Consider the following 14,557-nt stretch of genomic DNA (forward strand, 5'->3'; position numbering starts at 1 on the left):
GCTTACAGCGCACAGGACACACAGCCCTGAACTTCGGTGCCTTCCAGCGCCATCTGCCGTATGCGAATGTAATAAATAGTTTTAATGCCTTTAGTCCAGGCGTAGATCTGCGCTTTATTGATGTCACGCGTGGTGGCGGTATCGCGGAAAAATAGCGTCAGCGACAGCCCCTGATCGACATGCTGCGTTGCGGCGGCGTAGGTATCGATGATCTTCTGCGGCCCGATTTCATAGGCATCCTGGTAATACTCCAGGTTGTCGTTGTTCATATAAGGGGCAGGGTAGTAGACGCGACCTATCTTGCCCTCTTTACGAATTTCGATGCGTGACACAATCGGATGGATGCTGGACGTCGAGTGGTTGATATACGAAATCGAACCAGTCGGCGGAACAGCCTGCAAGTTTTGGTTATAGATACCGTGTGCAATGACGGATTCGCGCAGCGCTGCCCAATCCTGCTGATTGGGAATGTGGATGCCAGCCTGTTCAAATAGTTCACGTGCGCGAGCTGTTGTTGGCTCCCACTGCTGTTCGATGTATTTATCAAAATACTCGCCCGTGGCGTATTTGGAGAGTTCGAAACCTGAGAATCGCTGATTTCGCTCTATCGCTAGCGCATTCGATGCCCGAATCGCGTGGAAAGCGACGGTGTAGAAATAGATATTGGTGAAATCGACAGCTTCTTCTGTGCCGTAAAAAATACGCTCTTTCGCCAGGTAGCCGTGCAGATTCATCTGGCCTAAGCCAATGGCGTGTGATTCGTCGTTACCTTTTTCGATAGATGGCACAGAACTGATGTGGCTCATGTCGGAAACGGCGGTCAGCGCACGGATCGCCATTTCAACCGTCTGACCGAAATCGGGCGATGACATTGCGTTGGCGATATTCATCGAGCCGAGGTTGCAGGAAATGTCTTTGCCAATGTGGCGATAGCCGAGATCGTCGTCGTACAGGCTCGCGTCATTGACCTGCAAAATCTCAGAGCACAGGTTGCTCATATTGATGCGGCCGTGAATCGGATTCGCACGATTCACCGTATCCTCAAACATCATGTAGGGATAGCCAGATTCGAACTGGATTTCGGCGAGAATCTGGAAGAACTCACGAGCCTTGATTTGGGATTTACGGATGCGTTTGTCGTTGACCATCTCGTGGTATTTTTCGGTCACGCTAATTTCTGACAGCGGAACTCCGTAAACCTGCTCGACATCATAAGGTGAGAATAGGTACATCACCTGATTATTCTTGGCGAGTTGGAACGTGATATCGGGGATGACTACACCCAAAGACAGCGTCTTGATACGGATTTTCTCATCGGCATTTTCCCGCTTGGTATCCAGAAAACGCAGAATATCTGGGTGATGTGCGTTGAGGTACACCGCGCCGGCGCCCTGACGCGCGCCAAGCTGGTTAGCGTAGGAGAAGGCGTCTTCCAGCATTTTCATGATAGGAATAATGCCGGATGACTGATTTTCGATACGTTTGATTGGTGCGCCGGTTTCGCGGATGTTGCTGAGCATGAAGGCTACGCCGCCACCGCGTTTTGATAGCTGAAGCGCGGAGTTAATCGCTCGACCAATCGACTCCATATTGTCTTCAATACGCAGTAGGAAGCAGGAGACCAATTCACCGCGCTGCTTTTTACCGCAGTTGAGGAACGTCGGCGTGGCCGGCTGGAAGCGCCCGCTGATGATCTCGTCAACCAACGCGCTAGCCAGTGCTGTGTCTCCTTTAGCGAGGGCCAGCGCTACGAGGCAGACACGGTCTTCATAGCGTTCCAGATAGCGGTTGCCATCAAAGGTTTTGAGCGTATAGCCAGTGTAGTATTTGAACGCCCCCAGAAAGGTTTGAAAGCGAAATTTGTGAGCGTAAGCCTGCTGGAAAAGGCTCTTGATGAAATCGAAGCGGTATTGATCCAACACTTCTGCTTCGTAGTAGCCTTCTTCAACCAGATAACGCAGTTTTTCTTCCAGATTGTGGAAAAACACGGTGTTCTGGTTCACATGCTGTAGGAAATAACGGCGTGCCGCGAGCTTATCCATCTCGAACTGGATATTTCCCTCCGCGTCGTAGAGGTTCAGCATCGCGTTTAGCGCATGGTAATCGAGCGAGTGAGCATCCGCGTCGGCCTTGGTTGCCTTTGCACTCACGTGGTCTGTTGTTGCCAAAATTCAGTTACTCCCTTACGCACATTTGCAACGTCTTCTGCCGTGCCGAGCAATTCAAAGCGGTACAGGTAGGGCACCTGACATTTCTGCGCGATGATGTCACCGGCGATGCAGTACGCTGCACCGAAATTGGTATTGCCTGCGGCAATCACGCCGCGCAGGTAAGCGCGATTGTGCGGATCGTTGAGAAAGATGATGACCTGACGCGGCACAGCCCCTTTCGTGCTGCCTCCGCCGTAGCTAGGGACAACCAGAATATAGGGGCGATCAACTTTCAATGCAGGCTGTTCTGTCGCAATCGGTATTCTCAGGGCGGGTAAACCAACCCTGGAAATGAAGCGATGCGTGTTTTCCGACTGGCTGGAGAAATAAACCAGCGGGTTCATATTCCCCCCCTTACTGCAATTGCAGGGCGGCGTTCAGAGTACTGATCTTATCTGGGCGGAAGCCGCTCCAATGGTCATTGGCCGTCATCACGACGGGCACCTGCTGATAGCCCAACGCTCTTACCTGCTGTAACGCCTGTTCATCTTCAGTTAAGTCCACCAGTTGATAGTTAATTCCTTGCTTATCCAGCGCACGGCATGTGGCGTTGCATTGAACACAATCTGGCTTAGTGAAAATAGTAATACGCATGATTCGTATTTACCCTTTGGCGTGAAAGAAGTATGTCGGAGCGGCTATCTTTAGTGCATGTGCACTCGAACCGATCCACTGGGTAGCGACCCGTTACGCGAGGGCTACACAAAGAATACTAGATGTGTACATTTAAAATTTCAACCACACAAGATATATGATTTTTAGTTGACCTTATACAAATTCACGCGAACCCAGATGTGGCAAGGTTGGGAGAGAATGCAAGTAAAAAATGCAAAAAGAAATAAATGCGATACGTATCATTTTTGACGAAATAGTGTGCGAAAAAACGAAAAGGGGAGTTGGGAAAATGGAAATGTTGCCTAAGATTGCTGACAAAGTACGTCGAGCGGTGGTAATGGATAGATCGTAAAGACGCTGCAAGTACCTCCCTGTAAGCTCGAGCCGCGCCATCCCTGGCGCGGACGCTTTACTCTTCTATTCCATTACCACCGTTTTCGTTCTGCAAAGAAGTTTACCAACGTCTGGGGTGAGGCCGTCGATTACAGAACGGGCAGATTTCTGCCGTAATAGATTTCCTGCATTTCGTGATACAGCAGATCGGTAATTCTTTTCCGTTCAGCAACGCTGAGCTCTTCTGGACTGACGTTGAACAGGTAGTGTTTCAGGTCGAAGTCTTTCAATAACATCTTGGTATGGAAGATATTTTCCTGATACACGTTCACGTCCATCATGTGATAGAGCGATTTCATATCCTCGGACATGAAGTTCTGAACCGAATTGATCTGATGATCGATGAAATGCTTTATTCCATTAACATCACGGGTAAATCCCCGCACGCGATAGTCGATGGTAACAATATCGGATTCAAGCTGGTGGATGAGGTAATTCAGCGCCTTCAGCGGCGAAATGACGCCACAGGTAGAGACTTCAATATCTGCACGGAAGGTACAAAGTCCGCCTTCCGGGTGACTTTCCGGATAGGTATGAACGCAGATATGGCTTTTATCCAGATGGGCAACGACGGAATAGGGCAGCGGACCAGGATGTTCTGAGGTATCCACGTCACGTGGATCGATGGGTTCTTCACTGACCAGAATGGTCACGCTGGCACCTTGTGGATCATAGTCCTGACGCGCGATGTTAAGGACGTTGGCACCGATAATTGAGCAGGTTTCAGTGAGGATTTCTGTTAAACGGTTAGCGTTATATTGTTCGTCGATATAGGCGATGTAACCGTCACGATCGTCAGCCGTTTTGGTGTAACAGATATCGTAGATACAAAAACTCAGGCTTTTCGTCAGGTTGTTAAAGCCGTGTAGCTTCAGCTTGTGCAATTTACGTCACCCCCTTGTGGCTGTGTGATTCCCTAAGTGATGGATTATTGCGCATTTTGTAACGCGCTCAGCAGATACTGTGGCAGGGCAAAGCTGCCGATGTGAACATCAGGCGTGTAATAGCGACAGGTGATAGCGGATTGCGCAAAACGCTGGCGCAGCGTGGTGGCCTCTATCTGGCGCAGAGCAGGGTTATTGCTGGCCCAGGCGAACGTCATAATGCCGCCGTAATACGTCGGGATCGCTGCCTGATAAAAGCTGACATCCTTGAAATAGTGGCTGAGTTTTTTATGGCTACCGATGGCTTCATCCTGTTGCAGGAAACACACGCCATTCTGAGCGACAAAGATCCCGCCTTCGTTCAGACAGCGGGCACAACCCTGATAGAAATCTGAGGTGAACAGGCTTTCGCCGGGGCCGATGGGGTCGGTGCAATCGGAAATAATGACGTCAAACTTTTCGCTGCACTGTCTGACGAAGTTAACGCCGTCATCAATCACCAGCTTAAAACGCGGATCGTCATAGCTACCGGCGCTGTGGTTGGGCAAATACTGGCGACAGAATTCCACCACGCCAGCATCGATCTCCACCATCGTGATTTGTTCGACGCCGCGGTGTCGGCTGACTTCCCGCAGCATGCCGCCATCGCCGCCACCGATAATTAGTACGCGTTTGGCGTTACCGTGTGACAGAAGAGGGACATGGGTGAGCATTTCGTGATAGATGAATTCATCGCGCTCGGTGGTTTGCACCACGCCGTCAAGTGCCATCACACGGCCTAATGCATCGTTTTCAAAGATGATGAGATCTTGATGATCGGTCTTTTCGTGATACAGCACGCGATCAACCGAAAAGTACTGGCCAAAGTTGGCATGCAGGGTTTCATACCAAATTTCTTTCTGGGACATGTTAGGGCTTCCTCCGCGATAACAGCCATGAAAATTGGCGCGCCATCATAGCCGACTCTTTTGCCGCTTGCACGGTCAAATTTCAGTCAGTGCGGAGGAGCAGGGAAATTACTGCGCGTAGGAGAGTAAGCCAAGTGAATTACGTGCCAGAGACTGACATTTCTTCGGTGTCGGGATCGCGATTTTGCTAAGGTCGCGATAACTGTCTTCACCCATCGCCGTCATGTCGTAAGCGTTGTAGTTGCTGAGATCCCAGCGATTTTGCTGAGCAAATGCAACCAGCGTCCGACGAATCTGCTCATTCGGTAGGTCTTGATAGCCACAGTGGTTTTTCAGATAAACAAAGATCGCGGTCAGATCGGCCAGATCTTCCGCTTCAAATTCATTCAGCGCCTTGCTGGCGGAAGAGAAGCTCATCAGGCTTAGCAGGAGCAGAGCCAGCGCAGAGTTTTTCATGGTTGAACCTGTTCCAAATATCGTCAGATGACGTTATCACAGATATCCCATGGGGTTCCAAGTTTTCTTACGGGAAACACCTGATATCCCACGTTATTCTTCAGGCTGCATGTGCGTTGATTTTGTTACTTGATTCATCCATGGACTTCGTCCTGTCGGGCTCACGCTTTGCGTTGTTCAAAATACTCACGTTTTACTCTGTAACTCGAATTATTTAGGCGATGACGATAAAAAACGTGCGCTGAGAAGATGGAGAGCGTATGCGAATAATTCGTTGAAATGATTAACATTTATTTTATCGATGCTAAGTGATGAAAATCATCCTGGGTTAATCGCAGGATTAGAGCCTATTTATCGCCGTTTGATACGATGACGCCGCTGTCAGGCTCTGTTATTAATAACAACGATCTCATCCAATACAGTTTTTATTCTATGATCTCCGGTGTCTGGCGCGTCAGTAGTTGGTTGTTGGCGGGACTGTTGCTGCTTCCTTTAGCAACGGTTTTTTATCAGGCTTTTTTTGCCGACGGCATGGGGTTTACCCAACTGTGGCAATTCGGTTTACCCAGCTACCTCATACATTCTGCGATCATCGCGATTGGTACGCTTTTCTTCAGTTTACTGTTTGGACTGCCTTCGGCCTGGTTTATCGCCATGTACCGCTTTCCCGGCCATCGCGTGTTGCAATGGGCGCTTTGCCTGCCGCTTGCGATGCCCGCTTTCCTGCTCGCCTACCTTTATACCGATGCGTTACGCCATCTTTCCCTATGGTTGAGGGAAAGAGGATGGCTGATTGCATCGCCGTGGGGGGAGCCCCATGTTGCTGGGCTACCCGTTTCACTCGGCTGCGTGAGTTTGATACTGGCGTTGGTGTTGTATCCCTACATTTACCTGTTGGTACGCGAAGCGCTGGCGAAACAACCTGCCAGTCTGATTCATTCAGCTCGCTTACTGAATCAGACGCGCGCTCAGGTATTCCGACGCTTATGTTTGCCTATAGCGCTGCCAGCGATTGCCTGTGGCGGCGCGTTAGTGGTGGTCGAAACACTGGGTGATTATGGGGCGGCGTCTTATCTGGGTATTCCAACCATGACAACACAGGTGCTGGATATCTGGCAGGGACAGGGCGATTTGGGGGCGGCCGCGCGCCTGGGTGTGTTGATTCTGCCCGCGATCTTTCTGTTGATGCTTCTGGTTAATCTCTGGCGTCGGAAGCAGAAAATTTATCAAGCTCAGGCGAATTCTTCTCTGATAGTTCCGCCTGTGTTGAACGGGTGGCGCAGCAGGGCGGTTCGCTGTTATTGCTGGGGTGTTGTTTGTCTGTCGTTCCTGTTACCGGTTCTATATCTACTCTTTCTCGCTACCCGACACATGATGTCGATAGGGGATATAGCATTCCTTTACGCGGTGATGAATAGCCTGTTGGCGTCCGCCGCGGCGACCGTCATCATTACGCTAATGGCGCTGTCGTTTATCTTCTACACGCGCACAGCAGGCGTGTTTGCCAATCAGACGCCGGTTCGGTTGGTTAGCCTGAGTTTTGCTTTACCTGGTGCGGTACTGGCTGTTGGGCTCTTTACCCTACTGTCGCTGGTGGATCGCGGAATTAATTTCCTTGCCAGCGCTGCCGGGCTTACCAGTGCGGATGATTTGCTAGCGGGCTCGTTATTTATTCTTATTCTTGCCTACAGCGTTAAATTTGGACGCCTGATGCTGGACAGCCTTGAGCGCAGTATGGAAGCGATTCCAAGGTCGTTGGACAGCGTGAGCCTCACGCTGGGGGCTTCTCCCCTTAGCCGTTGGTCACGCCTGCATATTCCGCTGTTGCGCCACAGTATGTTCATCGGGGCGTTGCTGATCTTCACGGAAAGTATGAAAGAGCTGAATGCCTCGCTGATGCTGCGTCCTTTTGGGATTGATACGTTGGCAACGTATGTTTTTCGCTTTACGGCGAGTGAGCAGGTTGCGTCATTGGCTTTACCTGCGCTGGTGTTAGTCGCGGTAGGGCTGATACCGGTTTTTTGGCTGCATCGCGTACTGAATATAAAAGGATAATCACATGGCTCCGTCGATAGATATTCTGAGCGTTCAGGCGGTAAGTTGCTCGTTGCAGCAGTCTCCCGTGTTGGAGAACCTTTCATTTGCCGTGCGCGATGATGAAACTATCTGTCTGCTGGGCAGGAACGGTTGCGGTAAAACGGCGCTCTTACAGGTGATCGCGGGCCTGCTGCCGATTACTCAGGGCAAGATTTTGCTGGCGGGAGAACCCGTCAGTTCACCGCAGGGGTATGTCTTGCCTGAACTGCGTCAGGTTGGGCTGATTTTTCAGGACTACGCGCTTTTTCCCCATCTAACCGTGGAAGGCAATATTGCGTTTGGTTTATATGGCCGCCCGGAAAGCGAGGTGAGGCCAATTTGTGCGGAGATGCTGGCGCTGTTGCAGTTGGATGATGTCGCTACGCGTTATCCACACGAGCTATCTAATGAGCAGCAGCAGCGTTTGGCGATTGCCCGTGCGCTGGCCTGTGAGCCGAAGTTATTACTTCTGGACGAGCCATTTTGCGGTTTGGACAGCCAGACTCGCTATCGCCTGATCGCTGAGTTACGGCAGGTTCTCAAACAACGTCATGTCGCGGCAGTTTTTGCTACGCATAGCCGAGAGGAAGCTTTTGCCTGCGCTGACCATCTGATTCTGCTGGATGAAGGGAAGATTATGCAGCAAGGTTATCCGTCAGAGTTGTATCATCGCCCTAATAGTCGCTTTGTGGCTGATTTTATGGGGAATGCGAACTATTTACCCGTGAAAATCATGAGCGACCATCAATGGCAGAGCCCATTGGGCGATCATCACGCGACACATCCGCTCAACCAGCCGATTGATTCTCAGTGCGACTGGATGGTGCGTCCGGCAGATGTGGCGCTCGCGCTCGATCCTGATGGCCACGCATCGATCGACGATAGGTTGTTTATGGGCACATCAAACTTGTACCGGGTGAAGCTGGGAGAGCTGATGCTGCTGGTGCAAACCGGCAACTGGTTTGAACCAGGACAGCAGGTGCGTTTAAGCATTAAGACGGATCCTCCGGTCTTGTATCCTGCTTTACCGATCGTCAACAGCACGGCTGACCACCCTGAAAAGAAATGACTATGCCTCTGAGTGTAGCTCTGATGCCGACATTAGCCAGGCGCTGTTATGCTTTTCAAACCCTAATTTCGGGTAGTAATCCACCGCCAGCGGTGCGGCCTGCAAAATGATTTTGCAGCCTTTTTCCAACTGCTTAGCGGTGTGTTGAATGAGCTTTTTTCCTATCCCCGCATGCTGACAGTCGTCTGACACCGCCAGATCGGACAGATAACAACAGAAATGAAAATCCGTCACGCTGCGCGCAATGCCAACCAGCGTCTCCCCTTGCCATGCGGAAACCAGCAGGTTGGCGTGCTTAAGCATACCTGCAATCGCCGTCTCATCATCCAGCGGACGGCGCGGTCCCAATGAGGTTTTCGCCAACAGCTCAATGAACTGCTGGCTGGAAAGCGGAGCGTTCACTTTGTAGCAAACATCCACGGGTGGTGTGCTCATGATGTCTCCTTCATGGTGTGGTTTCTGATATACTTCGCGCGCTTGGGCGCAGCCCAGACTGATTTAAACGTCAGCATTGGCGCATCATCGATAATGAGTCCGTCATTTTGCCGATGGTGCTGAATACCTTACTTCAAAGAGTTATCAGTATGATGAAACATACCGTGGAAGTCATGATTTCTGAGCAGGAAGTGATGGCGCGGGTTACCGCACTGGGACAACAGATCAGCGAACACTACCGTGATAGCGGCAGCGATATGGTGCTGGTGGGGCTATTGCGTGGATCGTTTATCTTTATGGCCGATTTATGCCGGGCGATCGATGCCCCCCACGAAGTGGATTTCATGACGGCATCCAGCTATGGCAGCGGTATGAACAGTACACGCGATGTTAAAATCCTGAAAGATCTGGATGAAGATATTCGCGGTAAAGACGTATTGATCGTTGAAGATATCATCGACTCGGGTAATACACTGAGCAGAGTGCGGGAAATTCTGCAACTGCGTGAGCCGAAATCGTTGGCTATCTGTACGCTGCTGGACAAACCGGAGCGCCGTGAAGTGGCGGTGAAAGTGGAGTGGGTGGGGTTCTCCATCCCTGATGAGTTCGTCGTCGGTTATGGTATCGACTATGCTCAGCACTATCGCCATTTACCTTACGTCGGCAAGGTTGTACCGCAAGACTAATGGTCAAATAAGGCCGATGCCGTAAGCGACGCCCAGCAAATGGGCGTCAGGCAGAGAATCAAGGCAGTGAAGAAATCGCGCGGCGATAACGCTGTTCTAGCGTTTCCCGGTTGGTCGCAGTCACTTCCAGATCGCGCAGACGGCCATCCTGAATGCCGTAAACCCAACCGTGGATCGTGATTTTCTGCCCACGCTTCCAGGCGGACTGCATGATCGTGGAGTGGCCGAGGTTATAAACCTGCTCGACAACGTTGATTTCACAGAGCGTATTCAGGCGCTGTTCGGGAGGCAATTCCCCCAGCAGCGAACTGTGCTTGTACCACAAATCACGAATGTGTAGCAGCCAGTTATTAATCAAACCCAATTCTGGGTTTTCCACCGCCGCCTGAACACCGCCACAGCCGTAGTGGCCGCAGATGATAATATGTTCGACTTCAAGAACTTCGACGGCATATTGCACGACAGACAGGCAATTGAGGTCGGTGTGAATAACCAGATTTGCGACGTTGCGGTGAACAAACAGTTCACCAGGCTCAAGGCTGGTCAGACTTTCCGCAGGTACGCGACTGTCCGAGCATCCAATCCATAGAAAACGGGGACGTTGTGCCTGCGCCAGACGTTCAAAATAGCCAGGATCCTCTTCCACCATCGTTTTAGACCAAAGCTGGTTGTTCGCGATGAGCGTTTCAATTTCTTTCATGAAAGTAAATGACCTGTAACAAACAAGAGGCAGTGGGGAGTAATATAAGGCAACATGCGTCGTTTGAAAAACGATAGTTTATCTCCATCATGACTTCGAATCTGTAGAACTCACTGATAATAAGGCAATCCATTTCTTATGACATATGCACTGGAACTGGCGCAACTAACCAAAACTTATTCGGGAGGCGTCAAGGCGTTACGGGGGATAGACCTGAACGTGGAAGCGGGGGATTTCTATGCGCTACTGGGGCCAAATGGCGCAGGAAAATCCACTACGATTGGGATTATCAGCTCGTTGGTGAACAAAAGCGCCGGTAAAGTCCGCGTCTTTGGCTACGACCTTGAACTGGATAAAGTGAATGCGAAGCGCCAACTGGGGTTGGTCCCGCAGGAATTTAACTTCAATCCTTTCGAAACCGTATTACAGATTGTGGTGAATCAGGCGGGTTACTATGGCGTGAAGCGTCAGGATGCATTGCAGCGTGCCGAAAAATACCTGAAACAGTTGGATCTGTGGGAGAAACGCAACGAAAAAGCGATGATGTTGTCCGGAGGGATGAAGCGTCGCCTGATGATTGCGCGTGCATTAATGCATGAGCCCAAACTGCTGATTCTTGATGAGCCGACTGCGGGCGTGGATATCGAACTACGCCGCTCCATGTGGGGTTTTCTGAAAGAGCTGAATGCGCAGGGCACCACGATTATCCTGACGACACACTATCTGGAAGAAGCGGAAATGCTGTGCCGCAACATCGGGATCATCCAGCGGGGAGAGCTGGTGGAGAATACCTCGATGAAGCAGCTGCTTGCTCAGCTTAAGTCCGAAACGTTTATTTTCGATCTGGCGGCGAAAAGTCCGCTGCCACAGATTGAAGGTTATGCGTTCCGCCTGACGGATACGTCAACGCTGGAAGTGGATGTGATGCGCGAGCAGGGTCTGAACGCGTTATTCAGCCAGCTAAGTGCGCAGGGGATAACAATATTAAGTATGCGTAACAAAGCTAACCGGTTGGAAGAGCTGTTTGTCACGTTGGTTAATGGGGACGGGGTGAACGGTAAGGGAGAAAGGGCATGATGCATTTGTATTGGGTGGCGCTACAGAGTATCTGGGTTAAAGAAGTGACCCGATTTGGTCGGATCTGGATTCAGACACTGGTGCCGCCAGTGATCACCATGACACTGTACTTTATTATTTTCGGTAACCTGATCGGTTCACGTATTGGTGAAATGCACGGTTTTACCTACATGCAGTTTATCGTGCCGGGCCTGATCATGATGGCAGTGATTACCAATGCGTATGCCAACGTAGCTTCCTCCTTCTTCAGCGCCAAATTTCAGCGCAATATTGAAGAGTTGCTGGTCGCACCAGTGCCAACTCATGTGATTATTGCGGGTTATATTGGCGGGGGAATCGCGCGTGGTGTCTGCGTTGGCGTACTGGTTACCGCTGTGTCGTTGTTTTTCGTTCCGCTGCATGTGCATGCCTGGTGGATCATCGTTCTGACGTTGCTACTGACGGCAACGCTGTTCTCGCTGGCGGGATTACTGAATGCGGTATTTGCGAAAACCTTTGATGATATCAGCCTGATTCCGACGTTTGTGTTGACGCCGCTGACCTATCTGGGCGGTGTATTCTACTCGTTAACGTTGCTGCCGCCTGTCTGGCAGGCTATTTCCAAATTGAACCCAGTGGTGTACATGATTAGCGGTTTCCGCTATGGCTTCCTCGGAATTCAGGATGTGCCGCTGCTGTTCACGATGTCGGTGCTGATTGCCTTTATCGTGGTGTTTTATCTGCTGGTCTGGTGGCTGATTGAGCGCGGACGCGGGCTGCGGACGTAGTTTGTCGGTTATACGTAGTTTGATGAGAAGGCGGTGGTAACACCGCCTTTTGCTTATAGATAAAGCGCGATCAGGCGACCTGAACCGGAATGGCTTTGGCCTGACGTTGCAGCTCATTATCACCAGCGAAATAGGCAACCTTAGGGTTGTGGCTTCTGGCTTGTTCGTCCGACATCTGCACGTAGGAACAGATAATCAGCTTGTCGCCCACGCAGGCGCAGCGAGCGGCGGCACCGTTCACAGAGATAATGCGTGAGCCTCTTTCGCCTGCGATGGCGTAGGTAGAGAAACGCTGACCGTTATCAACGTTGTAGATATCAATCGCTTCGTATTCCAGAATGCCTGCGGCATCCATAAAATCCTGATCGATGGCGCAAGAGCCTTCATAATGCAAGTCAGCCTGAGTTACTTTCACCCGGTGCAGCTTGCCTTGCAGCATGGTACGTATCATCGCTTTGTTACCTCGGTTCATACAGTCAAATCGACCTGGTGGTTATCAATCAGCCTAGCCTTGCCTAACCAGGCAGCCATCAAAATCACAGCACGCGTGCTGGCAGCGCTTAGTGGTTGCAGCGTATCAGCATCACGGATAAACAGTTCATCTGGTGTAAAGCCTGCTTCGCGCAGCTTCTCTGCTACCTGTTCCAACAGTGCGTCTGTCTGGCGATCGCCGTTGTCCAACTGCGCCGACAGATCCATCATCAACTGATAAAGTTGTGGCGCCAGTTGACGCTCTTCAGCACTCAGATAGCCATTACGTGAACTTAATGCCAAACCGTCTTTTGCACGCACGATAGGGACGCCGACGATATCAATGTCATAGCCCATATCACGGACAAGCTGCCGGATCAGCGCTAACTGCTGATAATCTTTCTCACCGAAGCAGGCCAAATCCGGCTGTACCAGATTGAATAGCTTGCTAACGATGGTGGCTACACCTCGGAAATGGCCGGGACGGCTGGCACCTTCCAACATGGAAGACAGGCCGGGCACATCGACAGACGTTTGCGACTCCAGTCCATTTGGGTATATCACATCCGGGCTTGGGGCGAAAACCAGATCGGCACCACGGCGGTTCAGTTTCTCGCAGTCTTCCTGCAACGTCCGGGGGTAGCGGGCTAAATCATCTTGCCGCTCAAACTGCATGGGATTGACAAAAACGCTGACAATAACGATGTCGGCACGCGCTCTGGCTTCATCGACCAGCGTCATATGCCCGTCGTGTAAATTACCCATGGTGGGAACCAAAGCAATACGTTTCCCTTCCTGACGCCAGCGACGGACTTCGCGGCGCAGAAGCAGAGGGGTTTCGATAATCAACACACCGATACTCCTTAACAACAATAGCCTGATTAGTGGAATGAATGCCGATCGTTTAGGCCCGAGATATCGGGGGCTACCACGGTGTGAGGCATCTCTGCGGGAACCTCATCACCGTGTTTCCCCCTAAATTCACGTTTCAGTAACCAGCATTAGATTAATGAAATGAATGTTCTTCGGCTGGGTAGATACCCTGTTCGACTTCTTGTGCGTATAGGCGTACCGCCGCACGGATATCACCGCTTTGTGCCAGAAAGTTCTTGGCAAATTTAGGTGTGCTGTCACCGGTAATACCTAAGGCATCATGCATGACCAGAATCTGCCCGTCGGTAACACTGCCTGCGCCAATACCGATCACCGGAATCGATAGCGCTTCTGTTACGTGTTTGGCCAGCGCGACGGGCACGCATTCCAGTACGAGCAACTGCGCACCGGCTTCTTCAAGCGCGAGGGCGTCGGCTAGAAGCTGGTTGGCATCACTTTCGCTTCGGCCCTGAATTTTATAGCCACCGAAGATGTTAACGGACTGCGGAGTCAGGCCAAGATGACCGCAAACCGGCACGGCACGTTCGGTCAGCATTTTTACCGTTGGGGCAAGCCAGCTTCCGCCTTCCAGCTTCACCATATTGGCACCGGCGCGCATCAGTTCTGCGGCCTGGCTGAACGTTTGTTCTGGTGTAGCGTAGGTCATAAAAGGCATATCGGAGAGAACCAGAGCCAGCGGTGCGCCACGGCGAACACACTGCGTATGGTAAACGATGTCGTGTGTGGTTACGGGCAATGTGGAATCGTGACCTTGCACGGTCATTCCCAGAGAGTCCCCCACCAGCATCACGCGAATACCTTGTTCAAAAAACAAACGAGAGAAGCTGGCATCGTAAGCCGTTATCGTAGCGAATTTTCGCTGCTCTTGTTTCCATTGGCGCAAGTGGGAGATAGTCGTCGGTTTCATGACGGTCTT

Annotated in this window: 16 protein-coding genes; 5 read left to right on the top strand and 11 right to left on the bottom strand. The window is 51.2% G+C overall.

Annotation, left to right across the window (positions count from 1 at the left end):
- Positions 1 to 2: 2 nt before the first annotated feature.
- The 6 genes from nrdE to KP22_RS15795 form a co-directional block, all read right to left on the bottom strand.
- Positions 3 to 2,150, bottom strand: a complete 2,148-nt coding sequence (gene nrdE, locus KP22_RS15770; RefSeq protein WP_039307146.1) for a class 1b ribonucleoside-diphosphate reductase subunit alpha — start codon at positions 2,148 to 2,150, stop codon at positions 3 to 5.
- Positions 2,147 to 2,554: a class Ib ribonucleoside-diphosphate reductase assembly flavoprotein NrdI gene (gene nrdI, locus KP22_RS15775; protein WP_010280810.1), complete on the bottom strand. Its 408-nt coding sequence runs from the start codon at positions 2,552 to 2,554 to the stop codon at positions 2,147 to 2,149. Before nrdI ends, nrdE begins: the two co-directional genes overlap by 4 nt.
- 10 nt (positions 2,555 to 2,564) lie before the next feature.
- A complete protein-coding gene (gene nrdH / locus KP22_RS15780) occupies positions 2,565 to 2,804 on the bottom strand; it encodes a glutaredoxin-like protein NrdH (RefSeq protein ID WP_011094848.1) in 240 nt (79 codons plus the stop codon).
- Between the two features lie 503 nt (positions 2,805 to 3,307).
- Positions 3,308 to 4,102: an adenosylmethionine decarboxylase gene (gene speD / locus KP22_RS15785; RefSeq protein WP_039325154.1), complete on the bottom strand. Its 795-nt coding sequence runs from the start codon at positions 4,100 to 4,102 to the stop codon at positions 3,308 to 3,310.
- A 44-nt stretch (positions 4,103 to 4,146) separates the two neighbouring features.
- Positions 4,147 to 5,010, bottom strand: a complete 864-nt coding sequence (gene speE / locus KP22_RS15790) for a polyamine aminopropyltransferase (protein ID WP_039307150.1) — start codon at positions 5,008 to 5,010, stop codon at positions 4,147 to 4,149.
- 108 nt (positions 5,011 to 5,118) lie between these two features.
- On the bottom strand, positions 5,119 to 5,466 hold the full coding sequence (locus KP22_RS15795) for a YacC family pilotin-like protein (RefSeq protein WP_011094845.1): 348 nt from the start codon (positions 5,464 to 5,466) through the stop codon (positions 5,119 to 5,121).
- A gap of 369 nt (positions 5,467 to 5,835) precedes the next feature.
- Here KP22_RS15795 and KP22_RS15800 point away from each other — a divergent pair, with 369 nt between their 5' ends.
- Together KP22_RS15800 and KP22_RS15805 are read left to right on the top strand one after the other, a co-directional pair.
- Positions 5,836 to 7,521, top strand: coding sequence for an ABC transporter permease (locus tag KP22_RS15800; protein ID WP_052012547.1), 1,686 nt, complete (start codon positions 5,836 to 5,838; stop codon positions 7,519 to 7,521).
- Between the two features lie 4 nt (positions 7,522 to 7,525).
- Positions 7,526 to 8,611, top strand: coding sequence for an ABC transporter ATP-binding protein (locus KP22_RS15805; protein WP_039325155.1), 1,086 nt, complete (start codon positions 7,526 to 7,528; stop codon positions 8,609 to 8,611).
- Here the strand turns inward: KP22_RS15805 and KP22_RS15810 are convergent, their stop codons facing one another.
- Positions 8,612 to 9,046: a GNAT family N-acetyltransferase gene (locus KP22_RS15810; protein WP_039325156.1), complete on the bottom strand. Its 435-nt coding sequence runs from the start codon at positions 9,044 to 9,046 to the stop codon at positions 8,612 to 8,614.
- Between the two features lie 149 nt (positions 9,047 to 9,195).
- Between KP22_RS15810 and hpt the strand changes: the two genes are divergently transcribed.
- Positions 9,196 to 9,732, top strand: coding sequence for a hypoxanthine phosphoribosyltransferase (hpt, locus tag KP22_RS15815; protein ID WP_209428708.1), 537 nt, complete (start codon positions 9,196 to 9,198; stop codon positions 9,730 to 9,732).
- Positions 9,733 to 9,790: 58 nt separating this feature from the next.
- On the opposite strand, the gene can is transcribed toward hpt, so the two are convergent.
- Positions 9,791 to 10,432 carry a carbonate dehydratase gene (gene can, locus KP22_RS15820; RefSeq protein ID WP_039307156.1) on the bottom strand — a complete coding sequence of 214 codons (642 nt, stop codon included), beginning with the start codon at positions 10,430 to 10,432 and terminating at the stop codon, positions 9,791 to 9,793.
- A 138-nt stretch (positions 10,433 to 10,570) separates the two neighbouring features.
- On the opposite strand from can, the gene KP22_RS15825 reads away from it, so the two are divergent.
- Together KP22_RS15825 and KP22_RS15830 are read left to right on the top strand one after the other, a co-directional pair.
- Positions 10,571 to 11,509: an ABC transporter ATP-binding protein gene (locus KP22_RS15825; protein ID WP_039307157.1), complete on the top strand. Its 939-nt coding sequence runs from the start codon at positions 10,571 to 10,573 to the stop codon at positions 11,507 to 11,509.
- Positions 11,506 to 12,276, top strand: coding sequence for an ABC transporter permease (locus tag KP22_RS15830; protein WP_039307158.1), 771 nt, complete (start codon positions 11,506 to 11,508; stop codon positions 12,274 to 12,276). The genes KP22_RS15825 and KP22_RS15830 overlap by 4 nt, the downstream gene beginning before the upstream one ends.
- Before the next feature lie 70 nt (positions 12,277 to 12,346).
- Here the strand turns inward: KP22_RS15830 and panD are convergent, their stop codons facing one another.
- From panD to panB, 3 genes are all read right to left on the bottom strand, one after another.
- On the bottom strand, positions 12,347 to 12,727 hold the full coding sequence (panD, locus tag KP22_RS15835; RefSeq protein WP_039325177.1) for an aspartate 1-decarboxylase: 381 nt from the start codon (positions 12,725 to 12,727) through the stop codon (positions 12,347 to 12,349).
- Between the two features lie 17 nt (positions 12,728 to 12,744).
- Positions 12,745 to 13,599: a pantoate--beta-alanine ligase gene (gene panC / locus KP22_RS15840; RefSeq protein WP_039307160.1), complete on the bottom strand. Its 855-nt coding sequence runs from the start codon at positions 13,597 to 13,599 to the stop codon at positions 12,745 to 12,747.
- A 154-nt stretch (positions 13,600 to 13,753) separates the two neighbouring features.
- A complete protein-coding gene (panB, locus tag KP22_RS15845; RefSeq protein WP_039307162.1) occupies positions 13,754 to 14,548 on the bottom strand; it encodes a 3-methyl-2-oxobutanoate hydroxymethyltransferase in 795 nt (264 codons plus the stop codon).
- Positions 14,549 to 14,557 lie beyond the last annotated feature (9 nt).

It is taken from the genome of Pectobacterium betavasculorum, from assembly GCF_000749845.1.
Lineage (GTDB): Bacteria > Pseudomonadota > Gammaproteobacteria > Enterobacterales > Enterobacteriaceae > Pectobacterium > Pectobacterium betavasculorum.